Below are 12,448 nucleotides of genomic sequence, written 5' to 3' on the forward strand. Positions count from 1 at the left end.
TGGCGTGTCAATGAGTGCAACTGGCAATCGTTTTGAATATATAGAAATCAGCAGGGGCATTGCCGCGCTATTGGTGGTTTGTTTTCACGCTACGGGCATTAGCGGATTGACAAAGTATTTTGGGATGGCTCCTTTGGGCGGACTATTTTCTTTCGGCTATGCGGGTGTTGATTTTTTCTTTGTATTGAGCGGTTTTATTATTTTCTACAGCACCGCAACAAATCACGCTAATTCAAGTGAGATTTTTTCTTATATCAAACATCGTCTGATTCGCATTTATCCGATTTATTGGGTTGTTGGTTTTATACTACTGCCATTAACTTATCTGATGGGGCATCGGGTCGGCGTAGTGAATGCGGTGATGGATTTTTTGCTGGTGCCGCGCGAGGGTTATCCGTTTGTACCAGTCGCATGGACGTTGCGGCATGAGATGTTGTTCTATGTTTCCTTCATGTTGTTTTTCCTGAATGTCACTTTAGCTTGGGTATATTTTTTATTGTGGGGGGTGGCCATCGTATTGTGTGGCCTGTTCTCTTTGGATTTTGCTTCACCTTTCGCTTCGTTATATTTTAACGATCACAATCTTGAGTTTTTGTTGGGGATTGGGATTGCTCAATATGCCAAATCCAATCAGGTGTTGTTGATTAAACCCTCATTCTTGTTCCTTGGTGGGGCGGCTATTTTTATTGCATCAGGATTAAACGAATCGCTTATCCATGTGGGTAATTATCCTGAGCATGGGCATTACCACCTACTTTATGGTGTGGGTGCGGTACTAATGATTGGCGGTTTGATCCGCTTGGAAGCAGATTTGAAAAATTATTGGGTGGGTATGGGGACATTTTTAGGCAGAGCTTCTTATTCAATTTATCTGATTCATTTTGCAGTGCTGTCGGCAGTAGTGAAGTTGCTGGTACCTTTGCATTTTCCGCTTTGGTTAGATCTGGTTTTATTGGTGCTGTCCAGCGTTGTCATCGGATCATTGTTATATCAATATGTGGAAGTACCACTGCTTGCTATGATTAGAAGCAGGGGCGCGTTGGCTAGCAATGTGCCTGCAAGAGTTTAAGGTGATGAGAGCGCAACTCACAGTCTATTATGCGAATCGCTTTTGTGTGCGGCAGCAGATGCTGCAAATCATTCAGGAGCGCAAATGATCCTGCAAGGCAATGACCCTTATCGCGGCCCTTCGTTTTCATTCGGCAATCGAGTGCTTCGCGCTTTGTGGGGTATAGTGTACTTACTCCTTTTTAAAATTAGCCCGAGGACATTTCATGCTTGGCGTGTTTTGTTATTGCGGGCATTTGGCGCGAAAATCGGGCGGGGTTGTCATATCTATCCGAGCGTGAAGGTGTGGGCACCTTGGAATTTGTCATTGGGCAAACATGTTGGTATAGCTGATGGCGTTACTCTTTATTGCATGGACAAAATCCGCGTAGGTGATTTTGCCGTTATCTCGCAGGGTGCCCATTTATGTTGCGGTACGCATGACTACAACAGTGAAAATTTTCAGTTGATCGCTAAGCCAATTCTGATTGGCATTCATGCATGGGTATGCGCAGAAGCATTTATTCATCCCGGTGTCGTGGTTCCTGAGGGTGTTGTTGTTGGTGCGCGGGCAGTTGTTTCGAAGAGTTTATCTGTGCCATGGGCGGTTTATGCGGGCAATCCTTGCCGACAAGTTGCCACACGGAAGCATTTAGAAAAGTAGAAAGGTTTGATTATGACAAATGTTGTTGAATCGTATGGTTGGAAAACGGCAACTGGCCCAGAATCCTGCGACTATATTGCGCCAGAAATATTGAAAATACTAGGCCGACTAAAAGTGAGGCGAGTTTGTGATTTGGGCTCTGGAAATGGCGCACTGGCTGCCATGCTTCGGAAGGAAGGTTATTACGCCGCAGGCGTTGAATATGATCAACAAGGCGTGGCGCTTTCACAAAAGAACTATCCCGGAATAACTTTTTATAATTTGGGGGTGCAGGACGATCCAACTTCAATGCTCGTTTCCGAGGGGCAGCCGTTTGATGTTGTAGTTTCAACAGAGGTGGTGGAGCATCTTTTTTCGCCCCACCTGCTGCCAAATTTTGCACGTAGGCTTGTGAAAAAAGATGGTTACCTCGTTATTTCTACGCCTTATCACGGCTATCTGAAAAATCTTGCACTTTCGATCTTTAACAAATGGGATAAACACCACACTGTGCTTTGGCACGGTGGCCATATTAAATTTTGGAGCCGGGATACTTTGACACAATTATTGGAAGAGAACGGTTTCAAAGTGGTTGGGTTTTATGGAGCGGGCCGCTTCCCTTATCTCTGGAAAAGTATGATTCTGGTTGCACTGGCAATGTGATGGTCTCGAATTCTATGGCAAATATTTCGGTACTAATCCTTACGAAAAACGAACAGCAAGACCTGCCGGGGTGCCTCGAAAGTGTTGCATGGTCAGATGATATTCACGTCTTTGATTCGATGAGTACAGATGATACTGTTGCTATCGCTGAGGGTTTTGGTGCGCACGTAACTCAGCGTGACTATGGCGCATGCAAGTTGTCGTTTGGCGGGGACGAGTCTGCGCACCGGAATTGGGGGCTGCAAAATATTCCGTTCAAATATGAATGGGTGTTTGTGATTGATGCGGATGAACGCGCTACGCAGGATTTGGTTACGGCGATGACTGAGGTAGTGTGTGCGCCTAAGGGTTTCGTTGCGTTTCGGATTCAGCGGCGTGATTATTTCTTAGGAACCTGGCTCAAGCATGTTCAGGCTTCACCGTACTACATGCGTTTGTTCATGCACCAGAAGTTGCGGTACGATAGATTGATCAATCCGGTTTCGATTGCGGATGGTCCTGTGGGGCTGGTTTCGGGCTTTCTCGATCATTTTCCTTTCAGCAAGGGTATTGGCTTTTGGGTGGAGCGGCATAACTCCTATAGTCGAGCAGAGGCGCAACAGATCGTGGAGAACAGAAAGAAGCTTGCGTTTTTCAGTTTTAAAAAGGCTTTCGCAGCAAAAGATTTTAATGAATGCCGTTTTCATCAAAAGGAGTTGTTCTATCGGTTGCCGTTTCGACCATTGATCAAATTTTTGATCTTGTATGTTGGTAAGCGTGGATTCTTGGATGGCCGTGCTGGTTTCACCTATGCGATGCTGCAATCAATCTATGAGTACTTCATTGTGCTGAAGACACGCGAGATGGAATCTCCTTTTGTAAAATAAGTTTTCATGAGAATTTTAATCCACGGTATCAACTTTTTTCCAGAACAGACTGGCATCGGTAAATATTCCGGCGAGATTGCGGAGTGGCTGGTCGCGCGCGGGTATGAGGTAAGGGTTGTTACTGCACCGCCTTATTATCCACAGTGGCGCATTGCCGATGGTTACCCGAATGGTTGGTGTAAAGACAACGTGAGGACTGAGGATAAATCTAAAAGCTGCGAGGTGAAGGGTGGAAGTTTGGCGGTATACCGGTGTCCGCTGTGGGTGCCTGCCAAACCTTCTGGTTTGAAGCGTGTGCTGCATTTGGCAAGTTTTGCACTTTCCAGCTTTCCGATCATGCTGTGGCAAATTTTGTGGCGGCCCGATGTGGTGTGGGTTGTGGAGCCTCCGTTGTTTTGTGCACCGCAGGCCTGGCTGGTAGCGCGATTATCCAGCGCGAAATCTTGGTTGCACATCCAAGATTATGAGGTAGATGCGGCATTCGATCTGGGCTTGCTGAAAGGTGCAGCCTTACGCGGTATGGTGGCGATGGGCGAGCGATGGCTGATGCGCCGCTTTGACCGTGTCTCGACGATTTCGCCGCGCATGCTGGATCGCGCATTAGCGAAGGGTGTAGCTGCGGATCGAGCGGTATTGTTTCCAAATTGGGTGGATTTGTCAGGATTCAGAATTCAGGATTCAGGATTTATTAAAACAGGTGTGAGGGCTGAGGATTCAGGACTGAGTGGTTACCGGGTGGAATTGGGGATTGCGGCGGATGCTGTGGTGGCGTTGTATTCGGGGAATATGGGGGGCAAGCAAGGACTGGAAATATTGGCGCAGGCGGCTGAGCTAGGATCGAGGGGCGAGGAGCGAGAATTGAGTTGTCAAACGACGTCCGACGCGGAACTTGAACCTTGTAACCTGAACCCTGAACCTTGCAACTTGTCATTTTCACCTGATATCGTTTTCGTGTTCTGCGGCAACGGAGCGGGGCGGACTGATTTGGTTTTACAGTGTAAAGGTTTACCGAATGTGCGCTTCATGGATTTGCAGCCGCTGGAGCGTCTAGGTGAGTTGCTTTCTTTTGCGGATATTCATTTATTGCCGCAACGCGCCGATGCGGCGGATCTGGTGATGCCGTCCAAGTTGACCGGGATGCTGGCCAGTGGGCGTCCGGTTGTCGCAACGGCAAATATGGACGCAGAGCTGGCGAATGTGGTGGCAGGTTGCGGGCTGGTGGTGGAACCAGAGCAGCCGCAAGCTTTTTTCGATGCGATCAATACTTTGGCTCGTGATGCTGCGCTGCGTGATCGCCTGGGTGCCGCAGGGCGTTCTTACGCTGTGGCGCATTTAGATCGAGATGCGGTGCTGGGCAGGTTTGAGGCGGAGCTGAAAAAAGTGGTGAATGCCGGGAAAAGCAGGGCTGTTGACTACAGCAGGGGCCGCGCCGACTGATGGTTTCGCATCGAGTGCATAAAAATTACCATGGCAGGAAAACTACCTGTTCTAGACCGGGAGCATTGCGATATATGTCAGTGAATTTTGGTATGGCAGGTAGATTGTAGTAAATAAAATTAAAAAATGGGGGCGTGTTGAGACAAATTGAACAAGAGAGAGGCGGGGCTTTTCATGCATAGTGGATTTCTGCGCCCGCATGCTTCACGCATTTCGTTTGTTCAGCGCCTGCTGGATGCCGTGCTGATATGCTCAATTTACGGGGTTGATTTGGTTCGCTTCGATGCACATTGGGATGCCAGGCGAGTATTGCTCGTAATGCTGGCAGTAATGTTGTTTTCTATCTTCGCCGAGATGAGGGGATTTTATAATTCATGGCGTACCAGCCAGTTGAGTGACGAGATTCGCGAACTGTTGCTCATTTGGTTGACGGTTGTAGCTGCACTGCTCATATTGGCATTCATGACCAATATGCTAGACGTGCTTTACAGGTCGGCTATGTTGAGCTGGTTTATTTCTGTGCCAGTGGGGCTGTTGGCGGTGCGATTGGTTGTGCGCTGGGCATTAAGGTATGTGCGCAGGCATGGTGCTAATATACGCACTGTCGCTGTGGTGGGTAATACTCCGGCTGGACATCGACTGGTCCAGCACGTCAATGCAATGCCATGGGTCGGACTGGTTGTAAAGGGTTTTTTCGATTATCGTCAGCGAGAAAGTGCACCTATTGTAATTGGGAATGCCAGTTATACTCTTGATACCATGAGTGAGTTGTTACGCCTGGTAAAGGCAGGTGAAATTGATTCTGTTTATGTGGCTCTACCGCTGACAAAAGAAAGGCGTATTGAGGATCTGGTTAATCAGCTTGCTGATACTACTGCATCTGTATATGTTGTGCCCGACGTATTCGTTTCTGAGTTGATGCATTCGCGCTGGACAAACTTTGGTGGTATGCCGCTAGTGAGTGTTTATGAAACGCCTTTTTTTGGCCTTCATGGCTGGCTGAAGCGGCTGGAAGATGTTGTTCTTGCTACTCTGATTTTGATGATAATTTGGCCTTTGATGTTGGGAATTGCGGTGGCAATTAAGGTTACCTCGCAAGGTTCTGTTATATTCAGGCAAAAGCGTTATGGTTTAAACGGGGTCGGGGTTGAGATATGGAAGTTTCGCTCCATGACGGCGAGCGATGATGGTGCGCATGTGGTGCAGGCAAAGAAGGATGATGCGCGAATTACGCCGTTAGGGGCGTTTCTGCGCAAGACGTCGCTGGATGAATTGCCGCAGTTCTTCAATGTGCTGCAGGGCACAATGTCTGTGGTTGGTCCTCGTCCCCATGCTGTAGCGCACAACGAGCAGTACCGGAAGCTGATCAAGGGATACATGTTGCGTCACAAGGTCAAGCCGGGTATTACCGGCCTGGCGCAAGTAAACGGCTGGCGCGGCGAGACGGACACTTTAGAGAAGATGCAGTCGCGAGTGGAATGCGACCTGGAATACATTCAAACTTGGTCGTTGTGGCTTGATTTGAAGATCGTGCTGCTGACCGTGCTGCGTGGATTTACCGGAAGGAATGTTTATTAGTACGAATTCATGAGCAAGGTACCAGCCACTGAGTTACTGGCGTATTTCGGTTTGCGTGACCGAATACGCAGTCGCGGCTAAAGGCTGCGCCTTGCAATAACTGGATTGCCGCGTCGGCTGCGCCTCCTCGCAATGACGGACTATTACGGTGCAGGCAGAAAATAGTTTGCATATATTATAGAAAACAGGATAATCGCGAACAGCTTTAGATATTAAATAACGAATTTCGAAAATTTTAATTAGGGGAATGACAATGAATAAATTAAGTGCGTTGGCGTTGGCGTTGGTATTGGCTGTTTCCGGTAATGTATTCGCGGCAGCAGGTGCAGCAGGTGCAACAGCAAGTGGTGGCGCTTCAGGTGGTGCAGCGGGTGGCGCAGGTGCAGCGGGTGGCGCAGGTGCAGCGGGTGGCGCAGGTGCAGCGGGTGGCGCGGGTGGTGCAGGTGCAGCAGGTGCAGCAGGTGCAGCAGGTGCAGCAGGTGCAGCAGGTGCAGCAGGTGCAGCAGGTGCAGCAGCAGGTGGCGCAGCAGCAGTAGGAGGCGCGGTTGCCGGCTTGAGCACTATGGCTGTTGTCGGTACGGTTGCTGCCGTGGCTGCCGTGGCTGTGGTCGCAACCAACAACAACACAACTGTCGTAACCGTTACTCAGTAACTTCAGTCGTTCAGTCGGTTTAAGAAAAGTCTCCTCGGGGACTTTTCTTTTGTGAGGCGTTCGCAGCTTCCCAAGTTTTCCCTCTTCGTTTCGCTTCCGTGATTTCATCGGCGATGGCAACTCAAATATGATTGAATCCACGATATTCAGAATGACTGCCCTGTTCGGCGTGTTCACTCTGTTGGGCGGTTGTGCGGTCGAATCCGCTTCACAGGCCGTAGTGGATGCCTATCGATTGATCCATTCCGAAGGATCAGCTGCGCAGCACGAACTGAATCCGAAGCTGAGCTATTTGCGCGTGCAGACAGGCGGGCGAGAGGTGTTCATGGCCTTGGGCTATATCGACGCCACGCCGGATGGACCGGTCGATGTCTGGTACAGCGCCGAGGCCGATGTGTTGCGTCTGCGCGACGGGCGGGTGGCGGGGGCGATCATGAAAACGGGTACGAACTGGCTTACTGTGTCGTTTTCGGATCTTCCGCGCTGGGACGCGGTAGGTCATCAGGCGCAATTCGAACGTATTCGCGATGTCAGTCCCGGCTATCGATATGGCATCCATGAAAAGATGCTAATCCGCCTCATCGAGCCGCCTACAGATACGCAGCTGAAAAATATTTCTGCATCTTCACTTGTCTGGTTTGAAGAAACCGTGCAGGGTGGCAGTGATCGTCCGGCGCGTTACGCAGTCAGGCTGGCTAGCCCGGGTACGCAACGAGTCATTTATGCGGAACAGTGTCTGTCCAGTGAGTATTGCTTTTCATGGCAAGATTGGCCGAATTCCAGCAAAGGTACGCATTGAGTTCAAAGACACATCACAGGTTTTCACGCAATCTGCTCAGTTCTTTGTTGCTGGCGACCTTGTCAGGCACGCAGGCGGCGGCAGCTGAGGTTGAGGCGCAAATGCGCCTGAGCCGGTGGCTGACCGAAACGCCGCAAGCCGCCTATCTGCCAGGGCTGGTCTGGCAGGTGCCGGAAGAGGCGCAGGTTCAGGAGCGTATCAAGGCAGCGTTGCTGGATCAGATCCGCTCTGTGGAGATCGCTCCTGAAGTTACCCGTACGGCTGCAAGCGGCCTTGCCGGATTTGTCGAGTCGCTTCCTGTGACAGGCCGTGTAGTCGTCGAAAAAACTGATCCGCGCTGGCTGGAAGTCAATCCGCAGCACGACCCGCAACTGAAAAAAGGCCAGAAAGTATCTATCCCGTCGCGACCGACTACCGTGACGGTGGTACAAGGGGATGGCAGCGCTTGTCAGGTGACGCATTCGGTTAGTTTGTATGCGAAAGATTATATTGGTAAGTGCAACCCAGCAGGGGATCCGCAAGTTGCCTGGGTGGTGCAGCCGGACGGGTTGATCAGGCGCGGCGGTGTGGCCGCCTGGAACGAGAGTGAACAAAACACGCCGGCTCCCGGTGCGTGGATAGTCGTGAGCGACGCTGACCTTCCCTGGCCCGACGAAATACTTGCACAAGTTGCCAGATTGCTGGCTACGCAAGGTGTGGCGGCGGACGGGTATGCGAAAGACGAGAGGCCTGATGATAAAACTGCTCATCCCCGCTCAGCGGGCGAGGGGGCATACCATTCGCGGCGCGAGTTTAGCGTTGAATCACCGCCTGATAATGGTTTTTTCGGATCCCGTCCACGCGATCTTGCGCTGACCTACAACGACTGGGGGATGACGGGGCTGATACAGACTCCCTCAGCGCGCATGCAGAGCGCGGGTAATGCGGCGCTGAACGCCAGTCGCGTCTATCCGTACACGCGGATGACCGGCAGCATGCAGCTGATGGACTGGCTCGAACTGGCGGTGCGCTGGACCAGTATTTCCAACCGCTTGTACGGGCCTGCCAATTTTTCGGGTGGTCAGGCGACGAAGGACAAAAGCGTCGATTTCAAGCTGAAGCTGCTGGATGAGACCGCTATGCTGCCCCAGTTGGCGGTGGGGCTGCTCGACGTGGGCGGAACCGGGCTGTTTTCCAGCGAGTATCTGGTGTCGAGCAAGCGCACCGGCAATCTGGATTGGTCGCTCGGGCTGGGCTGGGGCTATCTGGGCGCGCGCGGCAATCTGGGCAATCCGCTGTCGGTTCTGAGCCCTCAATTAGGTACCCGTCCAGTTGGAAATTTCACAACCGGTACGGTGAACAGCTCGGCGATTTTCAGAGGCAAGACATCGCTGTTCGGCGGCGTGCAGTATCAGACGCCTTGGGATTCTGTGATTCTGAAACTGGAATACGACGGCAACAATTATCTGAACGAGCCATTAAATAATCCGCTGAAACAGCGCAGCCCGTTCAATGTCGGCGCCGTCTATCGCGTCAATCCGGGTGTCGATCTGGCGCTGAATCTGGAGCGGGGCAATACGCTGGCGATGAATTTCAGTTTTCACGGCGATCTGAGCAAATTCTATATGCCCAAACTCAGCGATCCGGAAACCGAACCGGTCAGCGCAATTTACCCCGACCAGGAGCCTGACTGGGATCGGGTCAGTCGGACGCTGGAAGAGAAAACTTCCTGGCATGTGTTGCAGATCAGGCGCGCGGGCAGCGAGGTGATCGTGAAGTTCCAGAACGCCGATGCCAAAAACTGGAACGGCTATGTCGATCGCGTGATATCGGTGTTACACCGCTATGTGCCTAACAAGAAAGTGCTGGTGTTTCGCATCCAGTCCAGCGAATACGGTCTGGGGATGCATGAATTCCAGGTCGATCGCAGCGCCTGGGTCAACGCGAAAACAGCCTTTGTGCCGGCTCACCGCAAGCAAAGCGCGGTATTTGAGCGCGCCGCCTTCGACGGCTTCGATTATCCTCAATCGGAGACACTGGTGGACAGATTGCCCGACAGATTTTCTGGGAATGCCGGAATTTATCTGGATCATTCGTTCGGCGGCCCGGAAGGCTTGCTGTACAAGATGGGAGTGGGCGCGCGCGGCAATTACAATTTCAGGGATGACACCTGGTGGACCGGCACGCTCCAATACGGACTGATTGATAACTATAACAAGTTCGTCTATCCTGCCTCACTGAGCACATTGCCGCAGGTGCGCACACAGATACAGCGCTATGTAAAAACGCCGGTGGCGATACCGGTATTCCAGTTCACACATGTAGGTAAGCTGGGTAGCGAAAACTTTTTCAGCCTGTACGGCGGCATGCTGGAGACCATGTATGGCGGTATCGGCGGCGAGTGGCTGTACCGTCCCTGGCACAGCCCGGTGGCGGTGGGTTTAGATCTGAATGCGGTTCAGCAGCGCGGCTTCGGACAGGACTTCACATTCCTGCCCTACAAGACCTTGACCGGACACGCCAGCCTGTACTGGGATACCGGCTTTCAGGACATCAACGCGACCGTGCATGCCGGACGTTATCTTGCCGGCGATGTGGGGGCGACACTCGACCTATCCCGTTCGTTTAAAAACGGCGTAAAGATGGGTGCATTCGCCACCAAGACCAATGTTTCTGCGGTGCAGTTCGGCGAAGGCAGTTTCGACAAGGGCGTCTATCTGACGATCCCGTTCGATGCATTGCTCACGCGCTCGAGCACCAATATCGCAAGTATTGTGTGGCACCCGCTTACCCGCGACGGCGGTGCGATGCTCAACCGCGAATTCCAGCTGTTCGATCTGACCAAAGGGCAGGGTGGCGATTTGCTCAAACTGAGCCCGTGGAGCGATGAAAGAACGTCACAGTTTGGCGATGCGTCCGATACAGGTGCCGGTGTCGGGCGACGAAAATCGGTTTTCTCGATGGCGACCGGCGATCTGGTCAATGCCGGAAGGCTGACGATGACGTCGCAATTCTGGGAGTCGATGTTGTGGATGGGCGGCATCACGCTGGCTTCATCGATCGCGGACAAGCCGGCGGACAGGCTGGCCGTGAACTACGGCGCGCGACCCGCTGCGAAGACGTTTGAATCAATCGGCAATATGCTGCCTTTCTTGGCGCTGGGCGCATCGGGCATGGCTTTCTTCGGCGGCGAGCCCGACAGCAAGCTGAGCACGACGGCGTACAGTTCGCTGGCAGCGGGCGGCATTGGGCTGGTCAGCACTTTGGGCATGAAATACGTGATCGGCCGCGACCGGCCTCTGGTCGGCACGGGGCCTGCCAGCTTTAACTTCATGAACGCCAACAACGGAAACGCCTCGATGCCGTCAGGGCATACCACGATCATGTGGGCGGCCATTACACCCTATGCCAAGGAGTACGATGCGCCGTGGCTGTACGGTCTGGCGGCGGTGACCAATCTGGCCCGTATCGGCGGACGTAACCACTGGTTCTCGGACACGGTGGCAGGCTCGATGTTCGGCTATGCGATAGGCGACTTCGTGTATCAGTCGCATAAAAATACCGAAAAGCGGGGCATGGAATGGCAGATATCGCCGAATGGCGTTGCTGCCTACTGGAAAATGGATTAACGATCGGTTGGTAAGAAGCATGAACAGTAAAAATGAGCATTCCGTAACTTACGACAGGCTGATGCGTTTGCCTGTCGTGTTATTCACGAGTTTTTTCTTCGTCCGCGAGCTGCTCGGGCTGAATGATTTTCTGGCCCGCCCGCCGATGGGGTTGGACTGGAACTTTATATGTACGCTCGCTGCGCGTATTTCTTTGCTGGTTTTTCTGGGCCTGTTGATTTTCTTTCACACGATACGTTCGCGCCCGGTCAATCAGGCCGTCGGCTGGGAATCCAAGATTTCGGCCTTGCTGGGTTTGACTCTGGGTAATGTGCTGTTGCTGCTGGACCGTTCAACCCCGTCGCCGATGCTGGACCTTGTTTCAACCACGTTGCTGCTGGCGGGCAATTATTTATGCGTGGTGGTGCTGCTGCATCTCGGTCGTTCGATCAGCATCATGGCGGAGGCGCGCAAGCTTGTCACAAGCGGTCCATACAGATTGATTCGCCACCCCTTATACCTGGCAGAACAGGTTGCGATCGTCGGCATTTTCCTGCAATTTATGTCGTGGCAGGCGGCGCTGATACTGTTGGTGCATTTTTTCTTCCAGGTTCGCCGCATGTTAAACGAAGAGCGCATTCTCACCGCTTCTTTCCCTGAATACCGGGATTATGCCAGTCGTAAAGCGCGTCTGATTCCCGGGGTGTGGTAATGAATCGATACCGTATCTACCTGGTCTCAGCCGTTGCTATTCTTATCCTCGTCAGCGCAGCCATGTTATGGATTGGCTCGGAGCGTTATTATCCGCAGGTCAATGTCGCGTTTCCGGATCACAGTGAACTGGTCTTTATCGATGTGCCGTGGACAAGTGAGCAAAAATGCCGCGATGCCAATAACAAGGTGGCCGGGGCAATCGGTAAAAATTGCAGCCAGTGCCAACTAAGGAATAGTTGCGCAAGGCAGATTAATCTCGCCTGGCAATCAGCGCTGGCGGGGCAGCCGATCAAGACTTACGTGGTGCATTCAGGTACGTTGCGCATCTTGGTGAACGCCGGAAATGACTCAAAACAAACCTGCATTGTGATGGCGGAGCAAATCACGCTCGACAAGAAGCAAACGGCTCGCTGTGTATTTCCGCTGTAATGCAAGATCAAAGGCCTGAACGCGGGCCGCGTA

The 12,448-nt window shown here is 52.2% G+C and carries 11 protein-coding genes; all 11 read left to right on the plus strand.

The window, feature by feature from the left end; genetic code table 11:
- Nucleotides 1-10: 10 nt before the first annotated feature.
- The 11 genes from GALF_RS06450 (at nt 11) to GALF_RS06500 (ending at nt 12,415) form a co-directional block, all read left to right on the plus strand.
- Entirely contained in the window at nt 11-1,069 is a 1,059-nt protein-coding gene (locus GALF_RS06450) for an acyltransferase family protein (protein ID WP_013293253.1), read from the plus strand.
- An 84-nt stretch (nt 1,070-1,153) separates the two neighbouring features.
- Nucleotides 1,154-1,711: an LbetaH domain-containing protein gene (locus tag GALF_RS06455; protein ID WP_013293254.1), complete on the plus strand. Its 558-nt coding sequence runs from the start codon at nt 1,154-1,156 to the stop codon at nt 1,709-1,711.
- 12 nt (nt 1,712-1,723) lie between these two features.
- Nucleotides 1,724-2,353, plus strand: coding sequence for a class I SAM-dependent methyltransferase (locus tag GALF_RS06460; protein WP_013293255.1), 630 nt, complete (start codon nt 1,724-1,726; stop codon nt 2,351-2,353).
- Between the two features lie 14 nt (nt 2,354-2,367).
- Nucleotides 2,368-3,219, plus strand: coding sequence for a glycosyltransferase family 2 protein (locus GALF_RS06465; protein ID WP_041938326.1), 852 nt, complete (start codon nt 2,368-2,370; stop codon nt 3,217-3,219).
- Nucleotides 3,220-3,225: 6 nt separating this feature from the next.
- Nucleotides 3,226-4,656: a glycosyltransferase WbuB gene (locus tag GALF_RS06470; protein ID WP_013293257.1), complete on the plus strand. Its 1,431-nt coding sequence runs from the start codon at nt 3,226-3,228 to the stop codon at nt 4,654-4,656.
- A gap of 147 nt (nt 4,657-4,803) precedes the next feature.
- Nucleotides 4,804-6,234, plus strand: a complete 1,431-nt coding sequence (locus GALF_RS06475; protein WP_013293258.1) for an undecaprenyl-phosphate glucose phosphotransferase — start codon at nt 4,804-4,806, stop codon at nt 6,232-6,234.
- Nucleotides 6,235-6,487: 253 nt separating this feature from the next.
- Nucleotides 6,488-6,886 carry a hypothetical protein gene (locus GALF_RS15680; RefSeq protein WP_190274102.1) on the plus strand — a complete coding sequence of 133 codons (399 nt, stop codon included), beginning with the start codon at nt 6,488-6,490 and terminating at the stop codon, nt 6,884-6,886.
- Nucleotides 6,887-7,037: 151 nt separating this feature from the next.
- A complete protein-coding gene (locus tag GALF_RS06485) occupies nt 7,038-7,685 on the plus strand; it encodes a lipoprotein (protein WP_013293260.1) in 648 nt (215 codons plus the stop codon).
- Nucleotides 7,682-11,293 (plus strand): YjbH domain-containing protein, encoded by a 3,612-nt coding sequence (locus tag GALF_RS06490; RefSeq protein WP_050752482.1) that lies wholly within the window; start codon nt 7,682-7,684, stop codon nt 11,291-11,293. Before GALF_RS06485 ends, GALF_RS06490 begins: the two co-directional genes overlap by 4 nt.
- 19 nt (nt 11,294-11,312) lie before the next feature.
- The gene (locus GALF_RS06495; protein ID WP_013293262.1) at nt 11,313-11,984 is read left to right on the plus strand and encodes a methyltransferase family protein; all 672 of its coding nucleotides are present in this window, start codon (nt 11,313-11,315) and stop codon (nt 11,982-11,984) included.
- Nucleotides 11,984-12,415 (plus strand): hypothetical protein, encoded by a 432-nt coding sequence (locus tag GALF_RS06500; RefSeq protein WP_013293263.1) that lies wholly within the window; start codon nt 11,984-11,986, stop codon nt 12,413-12,415. The genes GALF_RS06495 and GALF_RS06500 overlap by 1 nt, the downstream gene beginning before the upstream one ends.
- Nucleotides 12,416-12,448 lie beyond the last annotated feature (33 nt).

Source organism: Gallionella capsiferriformans ES-2, from assembly GCF_000145255.1.
Lineage (GTDB): Bacteria > Pseudomonadota > Gammaproteobacteria > Burkholderiales > Gallionellaceae > Gallionella > Gallionella capsiferriformans.

What these genes read in the sequence shown, in the direction of transcription:
- GALF_RS06450 (WP_013293253.1), top strand. Translation starts at nt 11, where the DNA reads ATGAGTGCAACTGGCAATCGTTTTGAATATATAGAAATCAGCAGGGGC.
- GALF_RS06455 (WP_013293254.1), top strand. Translation starts at nt 1,154, where the DNA reads ATGATCCTGCAAGGCAATGACCCTTATCGCGGCCCTTCGTTTTCATTC.
- GALF_RS06460 (WP_013293255.1), top strand. Translation starts at nt 1,724, where the DNA reads ATGACAAATGTTGTTGAATCGTATGGTTGGAAAACGGCAACTGGCCCA.
- GALF_RS06465 (WP_041938326.1), top strand. Translation starts at nt 2,368, where the DNA reads ATGGCAAATATTTCGGTACTAATCCTTACGAAAAACGAACAGCAAGAC.
- GALF_RS06470 (WP_013293257.1), top strand. Translation starts at nt 3,226, where the DNA reads ATGAGAATTTTAATCCACGGTATCAACTTTTTTCCAGAACAGACTGGC.
- GALF_RS15680 (WP_190274102.1), top strand. Translation starts at nt 6,488, where the DNA reads ATGAATAAATTAAGTGCGTTGGCGTTGGCGTTGGTATTGGCTGTTTCC.
- GALF_RS06485 (WP_013293260.1), top strand. Translation starts at nt 7,038, where the DNA reads ATGACTGCCCTGTTCGGCGTGTTCACTCTGTTGGGCGGTTGTGCGGTC.
- GALF_RS06495 (WP_013293262.1), top strand. Translation starts at nt 11,313, where the DNA reads ATGAACAGTAAAAATGAGCATTCCGTAACTTACGACAGGCTGATGCGT.
- GALF_RS06500 (WP_013293263.1), top strand. Translation starts at nt 11,984, where the DNA reads ATGAATCGATACCGTATCTACCTGGTCTCAGCCGTTGCTATTCTTATC.